The organism is Croceitalea sp. MTPC6 (assembly GCF_036985525.1).
GTDB lineage: Bacteria > Bacteroidota > Bacteroidia > Flavobacteriales > Flavobacteriaceae > Croceitalea.
Window position 1 is genome coordinate 1 of the sequence record NZ_BTGR01000014.1, and the last position, 16,358, is coordinate 16,358.

Here is a 16,358-nt window from a genome sequence, read left to right on the forward strand (position 1 = left end):
AATTAGAAAATCCTCTAACAACTGTTGAGAAGCATATTTTTCTTTTAATAAATCAACAAGTTAAAAAATGATATGTGGGTCGGTTTAGAACAGAGAGTAGATTCTTTAATAACATTCTTTTTGTAATAAATTCCCAAACTATAAACAAAAAAAATTGTTTAAGTATAAGTATTTCAATTTGCCGGTCCTTTAAAACGTAGGTTTTATGGGACTGTTTGAAAAGAGTGAGAAACTACTTTCACAATGTCCCATATTTGGTCTTTTTTAGTAGTTTCGTAAATTAACCTTTTAAGGGACGGAAATATGACTGTTGGGTACGCTAGGGTATCGACCAAAGACCAAAAATTGAAATCACAAATAGATTTGCTCAAAAAAGCGGGCTGTGAAAAAATATATTCCGATGTCGGTAGTGGGGTTCGCCAGGATAGGGATGGCCTAAAGGAAATGATAGGATACCTCAGAAAAGGGGATACTGTCATTACCTACAAGAACGATCGGATTTTTAGATCCTTAAAAAATATGATCGAGCTTATAGATTCCTTTAATGAAGAAGGAATACATTTCAAGAGTTTGAGCGAACCGGAGTTTGATACCACAACACCAAATGGAAAATTCCTGCTTCAGATTTTTGCCTCTGTTGCCGAATTTGAAAGAAACCTCATTCGAGAACGAACCAAAGTAGGCTTGGAGAATGCACGGAAGAGAAATAAACTATTGGGGAGGCCCAAAGGAGCTTCGATAGATACCCTCAAAAAGTATCAATATGCAAAGCACCTTTACGAAAATATGGATATTCCAATAAGAAGAGCCTGTGAACAAGCTAGCATTAGTAAAAGTAGCTTTTATAGAGTGGAAAAAAGCATGGTCAATCGTGACACTTAGTAGCTGTTTTTATGTTAGGGCTTAAAATTTCTTCAAAACCCGACAAATCCTTTTCAAGCCTTTCAGTAGACAGGCTCTTTAGAAACTCTACTTCCTTTAAGTGACATTTTTTGTATTTCGTCTCTCTTGCGCAGATACATTGTTCATTTCTTCCCGGTGTCTTATTTTCTAAGATTGCCCTTAGGATTTTCACAATCAAAAAATTATCATTTAAAAGAAGTTTTTCCCTGTAAAACTGAACGACTCCTTTGAAGAAATGACCATATTCACCATTTGCATATTTTCCAAAGCTCATCTTATATAATGTATTTGCAAAAAATGGATAGATGCAATCTTGATAAAAAGGAATCAATTGAATACCTTTTTTTGCTTTATACTCTAGTTCATGTTCAATGTCGAGGCATACATAACCGTCTTTATCAATATGCCAATTCTCATGGCGTTGAATTTTGGTCGAACGTTCTTTCACCAATGGTGTGGAATAGGGGTATCTTTCCTTATCTAACCAGATTTCAATATTAAAGGAATCCAGATAACTACCAGTTGTATCGCATATATCTATGTCACCGGTTAGCTTAGAGTATTTTTTACCGTCTCTATTGCGGTAAAAAAAGGTAGGATAGGTTTCCATAAAAGACTTTATGTCTTTTTCTAGAGATCGATTTGTTACAGACGAGATTGTTTTCACAGCTTTCCACCAAAATAGGGCGTGCTTTTAACTGCAATTGGCCTGAGATTAGAATCTGATACCGGACGAGCAAGATCTTTAATTTTAAACACTGGTTTACCATATTGATTTAAAGCAATAAAATCGAGTGTTTTTAAAAATTTTGCCCAAAGGAAGTCGTATTGAGTGTAATAGAATTTTTTATCACTATCAATGTAAATATAGCGGTCTTTTTCTCCCTTTCTAGCTGCAACCGGAGTGAAATAATCTTCTCCATCTTCGATTTCGTTCTTTATATGAGCTCCAACAACAATACCGTTTTTATCAGCTGATGATTGCATTTTACTTGCTAGGCTTGTGTGAAGGCTGCATGTTGTAACCTCGCTTATTTCCCCTATTCCGGAATTCCCCCAAATCACATGCTCCTGATAACCCAAATCAATACCTGTTCTAATTCCAATATATTCAATACCAACAGATTCAAGATATTCTTTCAAATCAGTTTTTACGAAATGTGTAAAGACACTGACTGCCGAAAGAGCCATTTTAACTGCTTCTTTCTCACGCATATTTTTGTCACCAAAATAGACGAATATGCCATCTCCTTGTAAACGGTGAACATACCCGCCAAAAACCAACATGGTATGAATACCAGCTTTCAAAATAGTGTTGGTGATTAGAAATACAGTTTGTTTATCAAATCTTTTGAAAAGATTGGTGCTGCCTTTTATGTCAATAAATGCAGATACTATATAATGTTCTTCAATCCCTTCGGTTCCTTTTAGATGCTTAAAATCTGGATGCAATCCAAGTTGTTGTTCGTAATCAATCTTTCTTCTAACACTTTCAGATAAGTTCACCATGCTGGGGGCAACTTCATTCTTCTTGATTCGAGAGTACAAAGCCTTAAACTGCTCATCAGTTCTCACTATAGCACTGGCTGGAGCGCCCAGACCTTTTGTAACATAACTTGATGCATCGGAATCCACAGCATCTTTTATGAGTCTCATGTAATCCTGATATATATTCATTTTCTAAAATTTATTAATTACCAAAATTGATATTATTAGGGCAAGAATTACGAATTGGGAAAAAATCAACCATCCAGAAGTTTTCAGCCGAGTAAATTTGGTATTTAGCCCCTGGGATAGTAGATGTACTTGATTTCGCAGGTCATCTATCTCTTCTTTTTTACTTAAATTCTTTGAGCGATCAAAGAATTCTTGCTTGGTCATTGACCCAATACCGCCGAAATAATAAAGAGAGTCCGAATCCTTGGAAAAATATGGAATGCTTGCTATAGTTAAAACAAGTAATCCGGTAATGCCCAATATCATTTCAATGGTCAACAGGATATTGAAAAAAGCACGGAACTGGGAGACATGTTCTTGTACCGAGATATAGCCCGTAATTATACCTCCCAATAAAAAAGTGTTCATTGCCAAATAAACAGCAGTTTTATTGTTTACGCTTTCAAAATAATGGTCAAAACGGCTGATAGAGTATAGCAGCCTCTCCCTCTCATTTATTTGCTTTTTATCCCCCATACCTTTTATTCATGCTTTTTTTCCATTTCTTCTATTTTTTGTAAGGTCAATAGCACACCATGTTTATCACTTAAAACCACATAAAATTAAATGTTATTTAAATAAACATAATGTTTGTAATTCCTTAAATTTGATTATTTTATCAACATAAGTTGTTAAAAACCTTTGAATAGCTTTGAGGAGTAAACAAAATGTGTTTTGGAAGAACTATATCTAATAATAGGTGAGCATTTAAGAAACAGAAGAATTGAACTTCGTCTTAACCAAAAAGATTTATCAGATTCTGTTGGCATAAATAGGACTTCTATTTCCAATATTGAAAATGGAAGGCACCAAGCGCCCTTACATTTACTTTATAAAATCTGTAATAGTCTAGAGTTAGATTTATTATCAATCTTACCTTCCTATGATGAGCTGGAAGGACATAAAAGTAATGCAGACGGTGATATGTCCTATTTTAATGTACTTTCCAAAAAACTTGAGCTATCGGATACTACCAAATTAAAGATTGAAGAAATCTTGAATAAACTTGATTGATGGAACTTAAAGAAATTGAGCGGAAAGCAGAGCAAATTTTAAAGGATAACGATATATCTTCACTCCCAATTGATGTCTTGGATCTTTCTATAAAAATGGGAGTTAGAGTTGAAGCTATTGACTTTGAGAATGATGATGTTTCAGGTATTTTTATCTTAAAAAATGATAAACCATATATTGGATACAATAAAGATCAAGGAAAAAATCGAGTAAGATTTACAATAGCCCACGAACTTGGACACTATATTTTGCATTCTGAAAATCAGCAATTATTTATTGATAAATCAAAGAAAGTCATGTATAGAGATGCCAATTCGAGCACAGGGGAGCTACTTTTAGAGAGAGAAGCAAATAGTTTCGCAGCTAGCCTTTTAATGCCTGAATTTATGATTGAAAAAGAGCTTATAAATACACCACAAAATAATTCTGACAAAGACACTATCGAACAGCTAGCAGAAAAATTCAGTGTCAGTACTCAAGCTCTGTCATTTAGACTTTCTAATTTGGGGTATGACTTTGGACTGTTTTGAATTAGCGGCTTGTACCACAGAATTATATTTTAGGAAAGTTAATTGAGATAAGGCATGTCTTTTCTGTCCTCATTAAGTATTTCAACTGAAAGGAGCCATCCTTTTCCTTATGATATCAATGCAATTAAATTTGCCAAGCATATTGATATTTCTGCTCCTGTAACGTTTATAATTGGTGACAATGGTACAGGTAAATCTACTTTACTTGAAACTTTAGCGGTTAGATTACAGCTCCCTCATATGGATGGTGTGGGTTATTATAAAAATAGTTTTAGCGCAGCCAGAACATTGACCCCGTACCTAGAACTTGAATGGAAAATTGAAAGGTCAAGAGGGTTCTTTTTTAGAGCTGAAGATTTTGGAGACCTAGTTAATAGTATTGACCGAGAGGACACTCGACTACACAATTCATTTAAAGATATTGAGGGAGAAATTCCAGACCATATCCTCCAACAAATGAAGGATAGTGCCAATTATCAGATATATCGTGTTAGAAGAGATTATGGACAAGATCTTCAGGGATTTTCTCATGGGGAGGCATACCTAAAGATTATGAACGATACTATAACCGGAGATGGGATTTTTCTTTTGGACGAACCTGAGGCAGCTCTCTCACCATCCAAACAACTATCCTTGCTTTATTTCATTCAGGAACATTTGAAATCACACATGTCGCAATTTATAATTGCCACCCATTCTCCAATGTTAATGGCATTTCCCAGTGCTACCATTTATGAAGTAACAGATTACGGCATGAACAAAGTTTCTTTAGAGGAAACGGAACATTATACCGTCACCAAATCCTTTCTGAATAATCCAGAAGGTTATCTAAGATTTCTAAAATAGAGGAAGCATGAAAAAGGTATTGTTCGTATGTTCTGCAAATAAACAACGTTCAAAAACAGCCGAAGACTATTTCTCGGAAAAATACCCCTACATGGAATTCAAATCAGCGGGGACCAATCATAAAATATGTGCTAAAGAAGGTACAGTACCATTAAAGGAGGATTTGATGGAATGGGCCGATAAGGTCTTTTTAATGGAAGAAAAACACTTGAGAATTATCAGAGACTATCTTGGAAACAAGTTCTTCAATAAAATGGAAGTATTGAATATTCCGGATAAGTACAAGTATTATCAAAAAGAGTTATTGGAAGAATTGAACAAAAAATGTTTTATTTAGTTCTCTCTTTTACAGATACTTATCAGTTCTATGGTGCAAATCCGCAATATCTACCATGAAGGCCTAATAAATTTTTCAACAAGATGGAAGTATTGAATATTCCCGATATATTCAAGTATTACCAGAGTGAATTACTGGAGCTACTCAGCAAAAAGGTAAATCTTTTAGAATAATGATTCTGTGCGAGAATTATCATGAAAAAATTCCATGGGCCATTCTATGCAGAAACACTGTAACCTTGCGAACATCTTCTTTACTCTCCATAGCTTCCCGAGCTGTTCTACCATCCAAAATTTGTAGTTTTTGATCAAACCATTTCTCAAAATGTTCCCCCATTAAATCTACTCCTTCATTTATCATATCCCTTATTTCTTCCGGTGTCGGCTTCATTTCTAATATGCTTTGAGTCAAATCTAAGGAATATATCGAACTGCCGAAGTATAGTTATCTAATTATATATCTCTGAATTTCAGACGATTAGGAATTAACGCTCTGCCAAACTGTAGTGTTGGAAGCTATTTGGTTGGTTCTGAGGAACATTACACAAATGTGGATTATAATCCATAAAAAATTAACTCTTTGAATTAAAATGATTTATAATTCCTAATGAACATTACACCCGTATGGACAATGAAGGCCTGTTAACATTTATGCAATTTTCGATAAAGTCTGATTTATGTAAGTCAAAATCTAATTTAGAATAGTTTCCCTCATATCTGATTTTGCCCTTCTTCATTAACTTTACTATTTCATTCTTCCTCATCGATTTTGTAAAGGGCTGTTTCGAGTTCCGCAAGCTTTTCGGAAATGGATTCGGCATTGTCCCTGATTTCATCGATTACCGTTTTCACATCGTCCAATAGCTCCTCGATTTCCTCCCTGCTCACTTTGTCCTTATAGTTCAAAGCGTCGAACACAAGCCCGTGGAGCCTGTGCAGGTCTTGCCTTACCTGTGGTGGTTTTATAAGGTCTATTTCGGCTAGGGAATAACGTATTGCATCGAGTTTATCCAATTCATAAAGCAAATCATGGCTGTCAAAATTATCGTGCGTAAGATTATCCATATACTTATTTTTAAAACTCCCCCTCTAGGGCTATTCTACATTTAATTTAGCGTTATTGGAAATAAACCCACTTATAGTTTTCTTTTCAAAATCTACGCTATCGACTTCGATAGTTTCGTGTAGTATTTGAAACCAAACATCACGACTAGATTTGAACTTAATGTAATGCCTGTTCAAACTCGCTGGCTTAAGCTCTACGATTTCGCCAATAAACCTATCGGTGAAAAATCGATGTACTTTTTTTTCAAAATCAACTTGCTTTGTTTCCATAATATTGTTTCGTATCTTAAAGGGGCTTCGCCCTGTCCCATTTTACATAATACCTGTTATCGTTCATCCCCTTTTTTGTAAAATTTCCCTTCGCATCCCCCGCGCCCTCTCATTTTTGCCCCCTTCCGTGGCCACCTTTCAAGATCTTGGCGACAAAAGGCCGTTAACATGGCTTTAACTTTTGTGTAGGGCTACTTTCAATTTTAAACCCGATATCCCTGTTTCGCATATAAAACTGTAAGCGGAAATCTTCCGGTGTTCTTACTGTTTTTCAGGATTCCAGATTCTTGATTTTATCCCATTTTTCGTTAATTATTCTTTGGCTCTTTTGAAGGATTCTGTCCTTCAATTCTATAAAATTTTGGTTGCTCATGTTGCCTTCAACAAAACTTTCCATTTCGCTAATATCAAATATGATGTGTTCTTCGTTCCAGATAGGGCCTTCCTCAACCAAACCCATCAAATCGATTTTGTTCATGAGGGTAAGGTATCTTTCCAAAAGTTTTAGTTGTTCTTTGTCGTGAGGAGGGGCGGCCATATAGGCTACCGATATAAGTTCCGAAATCGTATTCCGGAATTCTGTTATCCATTCCATCCGCTTGTCCGCAATATGGATCTTGCGGTTTCTGCGTGCTGTATAGCCGGTAGTAATGGCAACGACTATGCCCAGTATAAATGTGCCTGCTCCTATGGCTATTTCGCCATAATCGAAAATCGAAGGTTCTTGCTGTGCCATTCCTTGAACTCCATTAAGTGAAATTGATTTCGATAATAAGCTCTCCAAAATTTTCATTGATCCTTGTTGTTAATTTTACTGTGTTCTTCAATGGTTTCCATATAAGCCTTATAATCGGGTTCACTTAAATTCTGCTTCATCCACTCCCCCATCCCAATATCGTTTTTCTCCATTACATAACGCCTAAAGGATAGAACCCCCTTGCATAACTCGAAACCCTGTATTTCCATATCCTCTCGGATATTTTCGGGCAATCCCTCAAGCCACTCGTTAAAATCTTCCTCGGTCGGCTCAAGTTCCTCGGACTGCCGATGGTAGATGTAGGCAGCGTTTCCAAAACGCAACAATCGGGCGTGTTCCTCACGCTGTTCTTCCGGTAGCTGTTCCAACAGTTTGGCTTGATTTTCCCGTTGCTCTTTATTGGGGTGCTCCATAAATCAAATTCTTTTTGCGATTCGGTTTGCCACTTCAACAATTTGCTCAAAAGTATAATCCTCGCCCCCGATGATTTCAAAAGGAATGGTAAACCTCAAAATCTTGTTAGGTATGTCATGGTCAATACCCATGCGCATTTTTTTCCATGAGCCGATGTATTTGTCCGTGGCCTCTTTCCAAAGTTTCAAATCAACATCCTTGGTACGGAACTCAAGTTTGATTTCATCCTCTCCGACAACGGGATTTGTTCCGATTTCTCTAAGCTTCTCAATAAATTCCTCAATCATTACGTGCTACTTTTAGGTTCGTTATCGATATATCCGATTATCATTTCAATGCGTTCTTCAAAGTAATCGGGTTTGTATTCAATTTCTTCCAAGGTCTGATCGGCCGAAAGCTGGCCTTCGTTCTTGACAAGGATGGAAACAATATCGGTGCTTCCCTTGACATATTCAGATGCTAGCTTAATGGTATAGTTCCTCAAAACATCGTTTTCAGCAATCCTAATATTGGTTCAAAAAGGATTTAAGATGTTTTGCATACATTCCGTATTCAATCATCGTCCCAATTCTTTTAACTGCTCTGCATAATATTTCCCATCATCGTGATCGTCCTCATCGTCAAGGCAAACATCCCCGCTCCTATCGATAAGAACGGAATAACCTTTTGCCCTCCATTCATCATATTTTTTGTCCAGTTGTGAAACCGATACGGTTCCCAAATGTTTTTGCCTGTTAATGTCGAATACGTCAACTTGCGTTCTCATGCTTTCTATATTTGACCTCTGAAATTTTAAGGTTCATTACGGTACTATAAAGATTCTCTTTTGTCAATTTTTTGGGGAATAGTTTTAAGGTGCTATCCTCAAAAAGTTCCTCAAGGTTCTTTCTGGCCGATCTATGGCCGTTCTTTTCAAAGTCCCTTTTAATCGCTTCGGCAAACATCCTTTTGGAGAAATTGAAACTTCGTTCATTCTCGGTCAGATCCCCGGATTCAATTTTGTCCCGGAACACGTCTTTTAAATCCGAAAAGGAAGAAATCTCATATACATTGTCGGTCGATACATTAAAGTCCAAATCCAATCCGAAGGATGCATTGAGCAAATCCTGAAACTGGCCGTAAAGCTGTTTGTTCAATTTTGAATCTCCGGTATAAATGGTTTTAGCCAAAATTTCCATGCAGTCCCGGACTGCAATCTTTTCGGGTAAATTCAAATTGTGGGGTATGCGTTTCATTTTTCCCTCTGCTTAAACTTTTTTTCCAATAGGGTCAATTGCCCATCACTTAACATCCGTATCCCTTCAATTTTGTTCATCAAAAACCGATGCATGCACACGTTAAAAGGATAGTAATATTTCGTATAGTTCTCGCCTTCCTTAGATTTGGAAAAAGGCTCAAGGATTTCATCTATCGAAATACTGTATTCCTTTTTGCGCTTTCCAATTTTGTACTTTATCGTTTCCTTTCTATGGCTCGGCATTTTCGCAAATCAATTCTTTATTCTCTCAAACCACCGTCTAGGGCTTCTGTATGTGTGAAAAACGGAAATGATGTAAATGTCCGTCTTATCGACAAAGTAATGTATACCGTACGGAAAACGCCTGATGAACTTTATCCTCATGTTGGCATATTTGACTTCGTAACCTAAAGGGGCATTCAAAATATCCAAATAGCCTTCCTCCAAACAAAGTTCAAAATCAATGGAAAGCCCTTCCCGTTGTTCCTCATAGTATTCGACCCCCTCGGCAATATCCATAAAGGCCGAATCCTGTATGTGCAAAGAATATTTCATTTGCGGAGCTTCGCCAGTTTTTCCCGGACTTCCTCCAAACTGAAGTATGTCGCCTCCCCACTTTCATGCCTCGCAAGTCTGTGGTCCAATTCAGCTTTAACTTCGTCCGATAATTCCAGATCCTCTTTATGCTCCAAGGAATCCCAAATTTCCTGTACCAATAAGATGCGTTTTGCCCTTGGTATTTTTTTAATGTCCTGAATATCCATACTCCAAAATTTAAACGGTTATTCCTTTTTGTTTTGCCAATAATTTAAGCCCATCATGAACGGCATCCCCCAATGTATATTTATCGTTGATCGCCTTCTCCATGAAAGTAACCTTGTTCAAAAGGTCAATGGCATCGGTAGTCAAATACAGATTTTTGTATTTCTTTTCTTCTACCGGTTGCGCTTCCGCTTTTGGACTGCTCTTTTTCTTGGCGGTCTTATTGCCTGCCATTAAATTTTTCATTGCATCGTTCATACTTTTTCCAGTTTATTGATTTTGCTTAATATTTCTTTGCCCAGGGCAACATAATCTTTTGCACCCGTGGAGTTCTTACTGTAATCGAAAATTGGTTTTCTGAAAGCTTGGCTTTCCTTAACGGTAACGTTCTTTCTGATTTTGGTCTTGAAAAGTATTTCTTCCCAACCCCGTTCCTCGATTTCGCCCAATAGAATATCGGTTACTTTGGTACGTTCCTCGAACTGGTTGATTAGAATGCCCAATATGCTCAAATCCTCGTTTGCTTCCTCCTTGATCATGGTAATATACTTTACCATGTGGTCTATGCCCTCAATACTCAAAATATCGAGCAGAATGGGAAGGACAACATAATCGGCAAATGCAAGGGCATTAATGGTAACGATGGACGTATTGGAAGGACAATCGATAAAGATATAATCGTAATCGTCCTTAATCTTCTTGAGCGCCTTACTCAATTTCTTTTCCCTTCCCACTAATCCAGTAAGGTACATTTCAATATCGACCAAATTGCCATCCGCAGGGAGTACATCCAAATTTTTACGAACGTTTACAACCTCAAAAGGCTTTCCCAAAAGGGCTTCCTTGATGGAAGTTTTCGGGTTGGTTATGCCAAATTGTTTCGATAGGCTTCCTTGCTCGTCCGCATCAATCAAAAGTACACGGCTTCTTAAAGCCGCCTGAACCGCTAGGTTTATGGTGGCCGTGGTCTTGCCTACCCCTCCTTTCTGATTCATAAATGCTGTTATCGACATGTATAGTATGTTTTATATGTGCAATATATATAATATGTTATATTTATGCAATATGTTATAGTTATTTAACTCCCTTCAATCATATCCTGATTACAAGCATTGCAATGGATTTCCAAATCGGGCTTTCCCCATACGTTGGAACAATCACAGCTATATTTCACTTTGGTTTTGCGCCCCTTTATTTTGGGCTTGTCCGCTAACGTCAAATCTTTGATTTGGTCGAATAGCGGTTCTTCGTCATTGACCTGATCAAATACCAAAGGGTTCACTTCATAATAAAGCCCTGCAAAAACTTGGCTGTTCATTAGTTCCTCGCTGACTTGGAGAAATTTACCATCTTCCATAGCATAATCAGCCATAGCAAAGCCCGTAATCTTACCCCCATTTTTGCCCGTGTCCGTGGGCATTAGACCTATTTCTATCATTTTGTTCGCCCACTCCTTATTGTGATAGCCCGGACGGGATGGCTTGCCGAAATGGTGTTGCCAAGCGTGGCACATTTCATGCACCATTGTTTGGCATATTTCAAGCAATGGGAATTTCAGGAACATTTCAGGGTTCAATGCCAATTCGTCCGTTTCCTGATCTTCAACGTGAAACCAACGCTTATGGGCATAATGACCAAATACATTATGTTTCCTAGTAACTACAATGATACAGTCCTTTAGTTTTCCGTTGTACAGATGGTCGTTGTAGTGGTCGAAGATGTATTGGAATAGACCGTAAAATTTTTTGGTGGGCTTGTCAATTGTTTCCATGATATGAAGATAATTAGTATAATTGATTCGTACGAATCAATTTTGTTTAAAATAATTCCATTTGCTCCCCGTGTTTTAGGGCTTCTCTTAATTCTCTATTGTGATAAATGATATGGTTTCTTAAGAGCGGTACACGGTTTAGGTAGAAATCGGCATCGTACCCATACGATAGGTCATACTCCGAAATGGCTTGATCGCCTCTTTTCATCACATCCAAAAATCGTTCCTTGGCTTTCTCCAAATCGTTTTTGATTTCCTGAACTGTACGCTTTTTTTCCATGTCTTATATAATATATTGAAGATACAAAACATATTATACATGTGCAATATGTTATACATATATAACAATATGAATTAATTATGCTAAACCCTTGTTGAATAGATATTTAGTATGATCAAAGTCCGCAGCAAAGCAAGGATTTTTATTAGACCCCTTTAACGATGTTGCCCTTTCCGTACACGAAGTTAGCCCCTCCGTCGATGCTGAAACCATTGGCCGATCTCAGGACGGACAAAACCTTTTGGGAGTTTACGACCGTATTAAAAAATCGTCGCTTCGCCCAGGGGGAGAAGTGCTATTTTTTGAAAAAGGATTCTGTCCGTCCTGATGGCATCGGGCTACATTTGCCGTCGATGGAAGGTACACGAGTGTACGGATAAAAAGGGCTACAAAATAATGTGGAGTACGTCCCTGTGAAGTTCTTTCGCTGTCCCGAAAGAATCGCCCCTTGGCGTGTGTTGTTGGTACAAGAACCATGACAAGGGCGACCCCGTTAGGGCAATCAGATAGGAGGTACGACTTCCGATTTTTTTAAACGGGTCTGGCGTGTGTTTTTGCTTTATTCAGCAAAAACCATGACAGAACCGGAGCGCACAAAAAAAGCCTCCCAAAAGGAAGGCTTTATCGTATGTCTAAGGGAACTTTTAACCTTTGAGGGCTATAATGGTCAACAATACGGAAACAATGGCAAAGGCAACGCCTACGACCCAAATAAAGGTCTTTATGTTACTTTCCAATCGTTCTTCGATGCGGTCGAACCTGCTCAATACTTTTTCCATTTCGTTTTCAACTTTAATGTCGATTAAGGCTAAGATAGCTTTTTTCTTCTCCAATTTAAAATCAGCCTTATCCAACTGTTCGTTAATATCGCTCAACTTCATGGTCTTGGAATTATGGGGTTCAACTTCATTTTCTCAAACCAATCGGGGTTCCATTCATGGGGTAACAACAATGCGCCCCCTCTGTACATCAAAACATATTGATTCAAAAGAAAGGTTTCACGATGATAGAAATCTTCCCCAATGTCCTCGTTCCTTGAATTTTGGTAATTCACACGAGTACCGCCAGTTTCGTTTTTTGAAAGAATGACGTATAGAAATCCATCGTTGTCCGTGGCCAGCATTTCAATAATGGGCTTTACGTACATTATGGTGTTCCAAACCGTACAGGTATGCGCCAAATACTCCACGCCTTCCGAGTAGTACAAAACCCTTTTAGGGGTTTGGCACACATTGGTAATCGGCCCGAATTTACGTAGCTTGTTCAAAGCCCTTTTTTGTTTTTTCGTTAACTCCATTTCCAAAAGCTTTTAGGTTTAACGATATGCTCTGAAATATAGAATGTGGGCTTTGTTGGGGCTTCAACAATTTCGGGGTCTATCACATGTAGGGGAGAAGCCTTTTGGGTCAAGACTTTATAATCGATTTTAGGGCTTATTACGTTGATTCGTTCAACGCCCTCTACAATGGTACTTTCTGTAAGTACCCCTGTGTCAAGTTTCTTTTTAACGACCTTCTTGGCAGGTATGAACAGGGCATACCACGGCCTTTTTTGACTAACTTTGCTCATGTTATAAATTTTACGGTTTATAATTAGAAAGGGCGTATGTGGTCAGAAGCTACGCCCTTTCGTCTATTGTTATTTATCCCCCAAAAGAAGGATTTCGTTTACCTTGATTTCAGCGGAGTACCTTTTTTCGCCCTCCTTGGTTTCATAGGTGTTGTACTGCAATTTTCCTTCAATAGCAATCTGCTTGCCCTTTGAAGTAAAGTTTTCTACTATTTCGGCTACCTTTCCCCAAGCTACCAAATTGTGCCATTGGGTTTCCTCTACCTTTTCGCCCTTTGCGTTTTTATAGCTGTCATTGGTGGCAAGGCTGAATTTTGCCAATTTAGTACCGTTTTCCAATACCTTGATTTCGGGGTCGCTACCTAGATTTCCGATTAACTGTACTTTGTTTTTCAATGCATTCATCTGTAATTGATTTTAAGGATTAATAATTGTTATGATAAATCTTCGTATTCTTCTAATATCATGGTAACACCATCCAATTGATAAGCCAGTTCCGACCTATCCTTGATGGGGGTGGTGCTTAACAATGCGCTCAATCTTTCCCATTCATTTTTATAGTGCTTGTAATGTTCAATGCTTCCCGATGGTGCTTGCGTGTGATTGATTTCTATGCTCATGACTAACCGTTTAATTATAGAATAAATATACAAAATATATTTAATATATGCAACATGTTATACATGTTATACATATATAATTTATCTATTAAAACCCTTATGTTTATTGATATTTTAGATGCTTTTCAATTTGAAGCAAAGCGAAAAATTCTATTAGATTCCCCTTTTAGATGTTGCCCTTCCCCGATACGAAGTTAGCCCCCCCGTCGATGCTGTTTACATTGGCTTTGGTTTCCTCGCAAAAGGATATTGGGAGTTTACGACCGCATTTAAAAATTTGTTGGATCCATGTAATGGTCCAGAACAAAATTTTAAAAATATCATTGTAGCTTGGAAATGACCAAAGACTAAATTTGCCGTCGATGGAGAGATAACGAGCTGTCGGGAAAAGAAGGGCTACAAATTATCTTGAGGGTAGCCCCGTGTAGTTCTTGCCCTGTCCGGCAAGAATTGATCCTTGGCAGGGCTTTTGCTTTTTTTGCAAAAGGCATGACCAGGACAACACTTTGTGCGAACGGATAAGGCTTCCCGACTTCCGTATAAAAAGGGCAAAGGCAAGGCAAGTGCATAACTTTCGTAGTTCCCCCGTGAGGATCCACGACCCGGATGGATGGAGTAGGGTGGGAGTGGTCCCACGGAAGGGAATGGAGAAACGTTTTGCTCTTGCGCGCGGTTTCGAGGATGTTGGAAATTCAGGAGACGGCAAGACTTCCGAAGTGTCCCGGCCTTGCGGGAAACTCGGAGTGTCCGGGAGGCGGATTAATTTGCAACTTCCGCAGGAACATGGCTAGATGCATCAGGGATAGCGTGTAAATCCATTGAAGGGGGTTGATATGATGCTCCAAAAAGTGAATCATATAATGCACGATATAGACGAATCAAAACCATATGATTTGGATTTTTCGGTGGTTGATAGTGAATACCTAAAATTGGGTGTCGGGGATATCGATGAGTTCTCCAACAATCACGCTTTTAGTCTATCGATGATTCAGGGTTTCACACAGGATAAAGTTGCACAACACGCCTGTTATGAGGAAATCCGAAACTATCTTTGGGAAAAAAGAGGAACGGGGAAATCCGATAGGATTTTATCGATTTAATTATTTTGGCTTAAAACCTCGTTGATATAATCTATATCGCTTTGCCTGTACTTGTCCAATCTTGGTCCATCTGTAAATGCGTGTAAATGAGGGTCTAAATGACCGCTCGAATCAGAGGTAAGTTCAACGTAAAATTTATGTAGGGCATATAAATGGTGCTTAATTCCATAGGCATCTATATGATGCTCTAGGAATTTGCAATGTTCCCAAAATTCTTCAAATTGGTCATAGGTCTGCAAGCCTAAGAAATTTCTCAACTCCATTTAATATTCGATTTGTACTTGTGGATATTCTACATGTTCGATAATATCGGGTCGGTCGGAATTTATTTTTGTCGAAAATAAATCCTTACTGACGGAATAGGCATTGATCTGGTCATGGGGCAAATCATTGTTTATGATTTCGAAAACATCATCTTCCTTTAAGTCGTTTGACAACCAAGCTTCGATTTGGTCTTTTGCCAATGGCACGACCTGACGGTTTTCCCCATCACGGTTTTTCTTGTTGTGTATAGTGGCATATTTGGATTCTTCCGGCGCTTCCTTGGTCAAGATGGAAAAGGAAACATATTTGTCGGGCGTTATGGAATAGATGCCTGCCAAGGCGATAAGGGGGGAATCCTTTTGCTCGAAGTAATAGGGAACTTTAAAGTTCTTGGGTTTCTCGCATGTATGCGGTTCGTAAAAACCACTTAGAGGAACGATACACCTACGGGTCAAGGCGCTCGCCTTGTACAGATAAAAATCGAAAAGCTTTTCAGCTTGGGCATTTAGACCCGCACCGTAGCGAATGGATTCCTTGTAATATTTTTCGTGGTCTGAACCATTTTTATTGAAGGGGAGCAAACCCCACATCATCGGGGTCATATGGTCGCTACGCTCTTGGGGTATGACCCAAAAGGAATCATGGGAATACCCGTTCGCATGATGGTAGATAAATTCGTTACCGGCTTCTTTTTCCTTGGCCGAACGTGTAACTCCGAAATGAAATTCAAGTTGTTTGGCGGTACTGACGATTCTCGTATGAAAACACATATAGTGGATTTTAAAACTGATTTAAGATAAACGCAACAATTTATTAATTTTTTTAGGTTTATAAAAAAGTAGGTATAAACAAGATTTAACATAGGTTTTTTCTTACTTATAGATTAAGTTAATATATTGTAGAG

General features: G+C 38.1%; 32 protein-coding genes. 6 read left to right on the forward strand and 26 right to left on the reverse strand.

Annotation, left to right across the window (positions count from 1 at the left end; translation table 11 throughout):
* Positions 1-303: 303 nt before the first annotated feature.
* On the forward strand, positions 304-882 hold the full coding sequence (locus tag AACP56_RS17165) for a recombinase family protein (RefSeq protein WP_286940979.1): 579 nt from the start codon (positions 304-306) through the stop codon (positions 880-882).
* On the opposite strand, the gene AACP56_RS17170 is transcribed toward AACP56_RS17165, so the two are convergent.
* Genes AACP56_RS17170 through AACP56_RS17180 form a run of 3 tightly spaced genes read right to left on the reverse strand, consistent with a single transcriptional unit; the run spans position 866 to position 3,096 of the window.
* On the reverse strand, positions 866-1,513 hold the full coding sequence (locus AACP56_RS17170) for an SEC-C metal-binding domain-containing protein (RefSeq protein WP_286940981.1): 648 nt from the start codon (positions 1,511-1,513) through the stop codon (positions 866-868). The two genes, AACP56_RS17165 and AACP56_RS17170, sit on opposite strands and share 17 nt — an antisense overlap.
* Before the next feature lie 53 nt (positions 1,514-1,566).
* Entirely contained in the window at positions 1,567-2,580 is a 1,014-nt protein-coding gene (locus tag AACP56_RS17175; protein ID WP_339338899.1) for an adenylate/guanylate cyclase domain-containing protein, read from the reverse strand.
* Between the two features lie 3 nt (positions 2,581-2,583).
* Complete coding sequence (locus AACP56_RS17180; protein WP_286940984.1) at positions 2,584-3,096, reverse strand: Pycsar system effector family protein; 513 nt, start codon at positions 3,094-3,096, stop codon at positions 2,584-2,586.
* 198 nt (positions 3,097-3,294) lie between these two features.
* On the opposite strand from AACP56_RS17180, the gene AACP56_RS17185 reads away from it, so the two are divergent.
* Genes AACP56_RS17185 through AACP56_RS17200 form a run of 4 tightly spaced genes read left to right on the forward strand, consistent with a single transcriptional unit; the run spans position 3,295 to position 5,346 of the window.
* Complete coding sequence (locus AACP56_RS17185) at positions 3,295-3,633, forward strand: helix-turn-helix domain-containing protein (protein WP_286940985.1); 339 nt, start codon at positions 3,295-3,297, stop codon at positions 3,631-3,633.
* Positions 3,633-4,163: an ImmA/IrrE family metallo-endopeptidase gene (locus AACP56_RS17190; RefSeq protein WP_286940986.1), complete on the forward strand. Its 531-nt coding sequence runs from the start codon at positions 3,633-3,635 to the stop codon at positions 4,161-4,163. Before AACP56_RS17185 ends, AACP56_RS17190 begins: the two co-directional genes overlap by 1 nt.
* Before the next feature lie 54 nt (positions 4,164-4,217).
* Positions 4,218-5,009 (forward strand): AAA family ATPase, encoded by a 792-nt coding sequence (locus tag AACP56_RS17195; protein ID WP_286940988.1) that lies wholly within the window; start codon positions 4,218-4,220, stop codon positions 5,007-5,009.
* A gap of 7 nt (positions 5,010-5,016) precedes the next feature.
* Positions 5,017-5,346 (forward strand): phosphotyrosine protein phosphatase, encoded by a 330-nt coding sequence (locus AACP56_RS17200; RefSeq protein WP_286940989.1) that lies wholly within the window; start codon positions 5,017-5,019, stop codon positions 5,344-5,346.
* Between the two features lie 192 nt (positions 5,347-5,538).
* Here AACP56_RS17200 and AACP56_RS17205 read toward each other — a convergent pair whose 3' ends face one another.
* The 21 genes from AACP56_RS17205 to AACP56_RS17305 all read right to left on the reverse strand — a co-directional run bounded on the left by AACP56_RS17205 (position 5,539) and on the right by AACP56_RS17305 (position 14,090).
* Positions 5,539-5,736 (reverse strand): hypothetical protein, encoded by a 198-nt coding sequence (locus AACP56_RS17205; protein WP_286940991.1) that lies wholly within the window; start codon positions 5,734-5,736, stop codon positions 5,539-5,541.
* A 359-nt stretch (positions 5,737-6,095) separates the two neighbouring features.
* Positions 6,096-6,410, reverse strand: a complete 315-nt coding sequence (locus AACP56_RS17210; RefSeq protein ID WP_339338897.1) for a hypothetical protein — start codon at positions 6,408-6,410, stop codon at positions 6,096-6,098.
* Positions 6,411-6,440: 30 nt separating this feature from the next.
* The gene (locus AACP56_RS17215) at positions 6,441-6,680 is read right to left on the reverse strand and encodes a hypothetical protein (protein ID WP_339338895.1); all 240 of its coding nucleotides are present in this window, start codon (positions 6,678-6,680) and stop codon (positions 6,441-6,443) included.
* Positions 6,681-6,951: 271 nt separating this feature from the next.
* Positions 6,952-7,473 carry a hypothetical protein gene (locus AACP56_RS17220; RefSeq protein WP_339338893.1) on the reverse strand — a complete coding sequence of 174 codons (522 nt, stop codon included), beginning with the start codon at positions 7,471-7,473 and terminating at the stop codon, positions 6,952-6,954.
* The gene (locus AACP56_RS17225; RefSeq protein ID WP_339338891.1) at positions 7,470-7,850 is read right to left on the reverse strand and encodes a hypothetical protein; all 381 of its coding nucleotides are present in this window, start codon (positions 7,848-7,850) and stop codon (positions 7,470-7,472) included. The genes AACP56_RS17220 and AACP56_RS17225 overlap by 4 nt, the downstream gene beginning before the upstream one ends.
* A 3-nt stretch (positions 7,851-7,853) precedes the next feature.
* Complete coding sequence (locus AACP56_RS17230) at positions 7,854-8,138, reverse strand: hypothetical protein (RefSeq protein WP_339338888.1); 285 nt, start codon at positions 8,136-8,138, stop codon at positions 7,854-7,856.
* Positions 8,138-8,335, reverse strand: a complete 198-nt coding sequence (locus AACP56_RS17235; RefSeq protein ID WP_339338886.1) for a hypothetical protein — start codon at positions 8,333-8,335, stop codon at positions 8,138-8,140. Before AACP56_RS17235 ends, AACP56_RS17230 begins: the two co-directional genes overlap by 1 nt.
* A 72-nt stretch (positions 8,336-8,407) precedes the next feature.
* Positions 8,408-8,617 (reverse strand): hypothetical protein, encoded by a 210-nt coding sequence (locus tag AACP56_RS17240; RefSeq protein ID WP_339338884.1) that lies wholly within the window; start codon positions 8,615-8,617, stop codon positions 8,408-8,410.
* On the reverse strand, positions 8,601-9,086 hold the full coding sequence (locus tag AACP56_RS17245) for a hypothetical protein (RefSeq protein WP_339338882.1): 486 nt from the start codon (positions 9,084-9,086) through the stop codon (positions 8,601-8,603). The genes AACP56_RS17240 and AACP56_RS17245 overlap by 17 nt, the downstream gene beginning before the upstream one ends.
* Entirely contained in the window at positions 9,083-9,331 is a 249-nt protein-coding gene (locus AACP56_RS17250) for a hypothetical protein (RefSeq protein ID WP_339338880.1), read from the reverse strand. Before AACP56_RS17250 ends, AACP56_RS17245 begins: the two co-directional genes overlap by 4 nt.
* Before the next feature lie 9 nt (positions 9,332-9,340).
* Positions 9,341-9,643 carry a hypothetical protein gene (locus tag AACP56_RS17255; RefSeq protein ID WP_339338878.1) on the reverse strand — a complete coding sequence of 101 codons (303 nt, stop codon included), beginning with the start codon at positions 9,641-9,643 and terminating at the stop codon, positions 9,341-9,343.
* Positions 9,640-9,852, reverse strand: a complete 213-nt coding sequence (locus tag AACP56_RS17260; protein ID WP_339338876.1) for an addiction module protein — start codon at positions 9,850-9,852, stop codon at positions 9,640-9,642. Before AACP56_RS17260 ends, AACP56_RS17255 begins: the two co-directional genes overlap by 4 nt.
* Positions 9,853-9,862: 10 nt before the next feature.
* Entirely contained in the window at positions 9,863-10,108 is a 246-nt protein-coding gene (locus tag AACP56_RS17265) for a hypothetical protein (protein ID WP_339338874.1), read from the reverse strand.
* On the reverse strand, positions 10,105-10,863 hold the full coding sequence (locus AACP56_RS17270) for a ParA family protein (protein ID WP_339338872.1): 759 nt from the start codon (positions 10,861-10,863) through the stop codon (positions 10,105-10,107). Before AACP56_RS17270 ends, AACP56_RS17265 begins: the two co-directional genes overlap by 4 nt.
* Before the next feature lie 65 nt (positions 10,864-10,928).
* Positions 10,929-11,621, reverse strand: a complete 693-nt coding sequence (locus tag AACP56_RS17275; protein WP_339338870.1) for a SprT-like domain-containing protein — start codon at positions 11,619-11,621, stop codon at positions 10,929-10,931.
* Between the two features lie 46 nt (positions 11,622-11,667).
* A complete protein-coding gene (locus tag AACP56_RS17280; RefSeq protein ID WP_339338868.1) occupies positions 11,668-11,901 on the reverse strand; it encodes a hypothetical protein in 234 nt (77 codons plus the stop codon).
* A 644-nt stretch (positions 11,902-12,545) separates the two neighbouring features.
* Positions 12,546-12,782, reverse strand: a complete 237-nt coding sequence (locus AACP56_RS17285; protein WP_339340011.1) for a hypothetical protein — start codon at positions 12,780-12,782, stop codon at positions 12,546-12,548.
* On the reverse strand, positions 12,779-13,198 hold the full coding sequence (locus AACP56_RS17290; RefSeq protein ID WP_339338864.1) for a hypothetical protein: 420 nt from the start codon (positions 13,196-13,198) through the stop codon (positions 12,779-12,781). The genes AACP56_RS17285 and AACP56_RS17290 overlap by 4 nt, the downstream gene beginning before the upstream one ends.
* Complete coding sequence (locus tag AACP56_RS17295; protein WP_339338862.1) at positions 13,189-13,470, reverse strand: hypothetical protein; 282 nt, start codon at positions 13,468-13,470, stop codon at positions 13,189-13,191. The genes AACP56_RS17290 and AACP56_RS17295 overlap by 10 nt, the downstream gene beginning before the upstream one ends.
* A gap of 69 nt (positions 13,471-13,539) precedes the next feature.
* Positions 13,540-13,875: a single-stranded DNA-binding protein gene (locus AACP56_RS17300; RefSeq protein ID WP_339338860.1), complete on the reverse strand. Its 336-nt coding sequence runs from the start codon at positions 13,873-13,875 to the stop codon at positions 13,540-13,542.
* A 29-nt stretch (positions 13,876-13,904) separates the two neighbouring features.
* Positions 13,905-14,090 (reverse strand): hypothetical protein, encoded by a 186-nt coding sequence (locus AACP56_RS17305; protein ID WP_339338858.1) that lies wholly within the window; start codon positions 14,088-14,090, stop codon positions 13,905-13,907.
* Between the two features lie 860 nt (positions 14,091-14,950).
* On the opposite strand from AACP56_RS17305, the gene AACP56_RS17310 reads away from it, so the two are divergent.
* The gene (locus AACP56_RS17310) at positions 14,951-15,190 is read left to right on the forward strand and encodes a hypothetical protein (protein ID WP_339338856.1); all 240 of its coding nucleotides are present in this window, start codon (positions 14,951-14,953) and stop codon (positions 15,188-15,190) included.
* Here the strand turns inward: AACP56_RS17310 and AACP56_RS17315 are convergent.
* Entirely contained in the window at positions 15,187-15,453 is a 267-nt protein-coding gene (locus AACP56_RS17315; RefSeq protein ID WP_339338854.1) for a hypothetical protein, read from the reverse strand. The genes AACP56_RS17310 and AACP56_RS17315 overlap by 4 nt on opposite strands.
* Positions 15,454-16,224, reverse strand: a complete 771-nt coding sequence (locus AACP56_RS17320) for an SOS response-associated peptidase (protein WP_339338852.1) — start codon at positions 16,222-16,224, stop codon at positions 15,454-15,456.
* Positions 16,225-16,358 lie beyond the last annotated feature (134 nt).

Excerpts from the sequence above, each read along its gene's own strand:
- AACP56_RS17165 (WP_286940979.1), top strand. The coding sequence starts at position 304 with ATGACTGTTGGGTACGCTAGGGTATCGACCAAAGACCAAAAATTGAAA.
- AACP56_RS17170 (WP_286940981.1), bottom strand. The coding sequence starts at position 1,513 with ATGGAAACCTATCCTACCTTTTTTTACCGCAATAGAGACGGTAAAAAA.
- AACP56_RS17175 (WP_339338899.1), bottom strand. The coding sequence starts at position 2,580 with ATGAATATATATCAGGATTACATGAGACTCATAAAAGATGCTGTGGAT.
- AACP56_RS17180 (WP_286940984.1), bottom strand. The coding sequence starts at position 3,096 with ATGGGGGATAAAAAGCAAATAAATGAGAGGGAGAGGCTGCTATACTCT.
- AACP56_RS17190 (WP_286940986.1), top strand. The coding sequence starts at position 3,633 with ATGGAACTTAAAGAAATTGAGCGGAAAGCAGAGCAAATTTTAAAGGAT.
- AACP56_RS17195 (WP_286940988.1), top strand. The coding sequence starts at position 4,218 with ATGTCTTTTCTGTCCTCATTAAGTATTTCAACTGAAAGGAGCCATCCT.
- AACP56_RS17200 (WP_286940989.1), top strand. The coding sequence starts at position 5,017 with ATGAAAAAGGTATTGTTCGTATGTTCTGCAAATAAACAACGTTCAAAA.
- AACP56_RS17205 (WP_286940991.1), bottom strand. The coding sequence starts at position 5,736 with ATGAAGCCGACACCGGAAGAAATAAGGGATATGATAAATGAAGGAGTA.
- AACP56_RS17210 (WP_339338897.1), bottom strand. The coding sequence starts at position 6,410 with ATGGATAATCTTACGCACGATAATTTTGACAGCCATGATTTGCTTTAT.
- AACP56_RS17215 (WP_339338895.1), bottom strand. The coding sequence starts at position 6,680 with ATGGAAACAAAGCAAGTTGATTTTGAAAAAAAAGTACATCGATTTTTC.
- AACP56_RS17220 (WP_339338893.1), bottom strand. The coding sequence starts at position 7,473 with ATGAAAATTTTGGAGAGCTTATTATCGAAATCAATTTCACTTAATGGA.
- AACP56_RS17225 (WP_339338891.1), bottom strand. The coding sequence starts at position 7,850 with ATGGAGCACCCCAATAAAGAGCAACGGGAAAATCAAGCCAAACTGTTG.
- AACP56_RS17230 (WP_339338888.1), bottom strand. The coding sequence starts at position 8,138 with ATGATTGAGGAATTTATTGAGAAGCTTAGAGAAATCGGAACAAATCCC.
- AACP56_RS17240 (WP_339338884.1), bottom strand. The coding sequence starts at position 8,617 with ATGAGAACGCAAGTTGACGTATTCGACATTAACAGGCAAAAACATTTG.
- AACP56_RS17245 (WP_339338882.1), bottom strand. The coding sequence starts at position 9,086 with ATGAAACGCATACCCCACAATTTGAATTTACCCGAAAAGATTGCAGTC.
- AACP56_RS17250 (WP_339338880.1), bottom strand. The coding sequence starts at position 9,331 with ATGCCGAGCCATAGAAAGGAAACGATAAAGTACAAAATTGGAAAGCGC.
- AACP56_RS17255 (WP_339338878.1), bottom strand. The coding sequence starts at position 9,643 with ATGAAATATTCTTTGCACATACAGGATTCGGCCTTTATGGATATTGCC.
- AACP56_RS17260 (WP_339338876.1), bottom strand. The coding sequence starts at position 9,852 with ATGGATATTCAGGACATTAAAAAAATACCAAGGGCAAAACGCATCTTA.
- AACP56_RS17265 (WP_339338874.1), bottom strand. The coding sequence starts at position 10,108 with ATGAACGATGCAATGAAAAATTTAATGGCAGGCAATAAGACCGCCAAG.
- AACP56_RS17270 (WP_339338872.1), bottom strand. The coding sequence starts at position 10,863 with ATGTCGATAACAGCATTTATGAATCAGAAAGGAGGGGTAGGCAAGACC.
- AACP56_RS17275 (WP_339338870.1), bottom strand. The coding sequence starts at position 11,621 with ATGGAAACAATTGACAAGCCCACCAAAAAATTTTACGGTCTATTCCAA.
- AACP56_RS17280 (WP_339338868.1), bottom strand. The coding sequence starts at position 11,901 with ATGGAAAAAAAGCGTACAGTTCAGGAAATCAAAAACGATTTGGAGAAA.
- AACP56_RS17285 (WP_339340011.1), bottom strand. The coding sequence starts at position 12,782 with ATGAAGTTGAGCGATATTAACGAACAGTTGGATAAGGCTGATTTTAAA.
- AACP56_RS17290 (WP_339338864.1), bottom strand. The coding sequence starts at position 13,198 with ATGGAGTTAACGAAAAAACAAAAAAGGGCTTTGAACAAGCTACGTAAA.
- AACP56_RS17295 (WP_339338862.1), bottom strand. The coding sequence starts at position 13,470 with ATGAGCAAAGTTAGTCAAAAAAGGCCGTGGTATGCCCTGTTCATACCT.
- AACP56_RS17300 (WP_339338860.1), bottom strand. The coding sequence starts at position 13,875 with ATGAATGCATTGAAAAACAAAGTACAGTTAATCGGAAATCTAGGTAGC.
- AACP56_RS17305 (WP_339338858.1), bottom strand. The coding sequence starts at position 14,090 with ATGAGCATAGAAATCAATCACACGCAAGCACCATCGGGAAGCATTGAA.
- AACP56_RS17310 (WP_339338856.1), top strand. The coding sequence starts at position 14,951 with ATGCACGATATAGACGAATCAAAACCATATGATTTGGATTTTTCGGTG.
- AACP56_RS17315 (WP_339338854.1), bottom strand. The coding sequence starts at position 15,453 with ATGGAGTTGAGAAATTTCTTAGGCTTGCAGACCTATGACCAATTTGAA.
- AACP56_RS17320 (WP_339338852.1), bottom strand. The coding sequence starts at position 16,224 with ATGTGTTTTCATACGAGAATCGTCAGTACCGCCAAACAACTTGAATTT.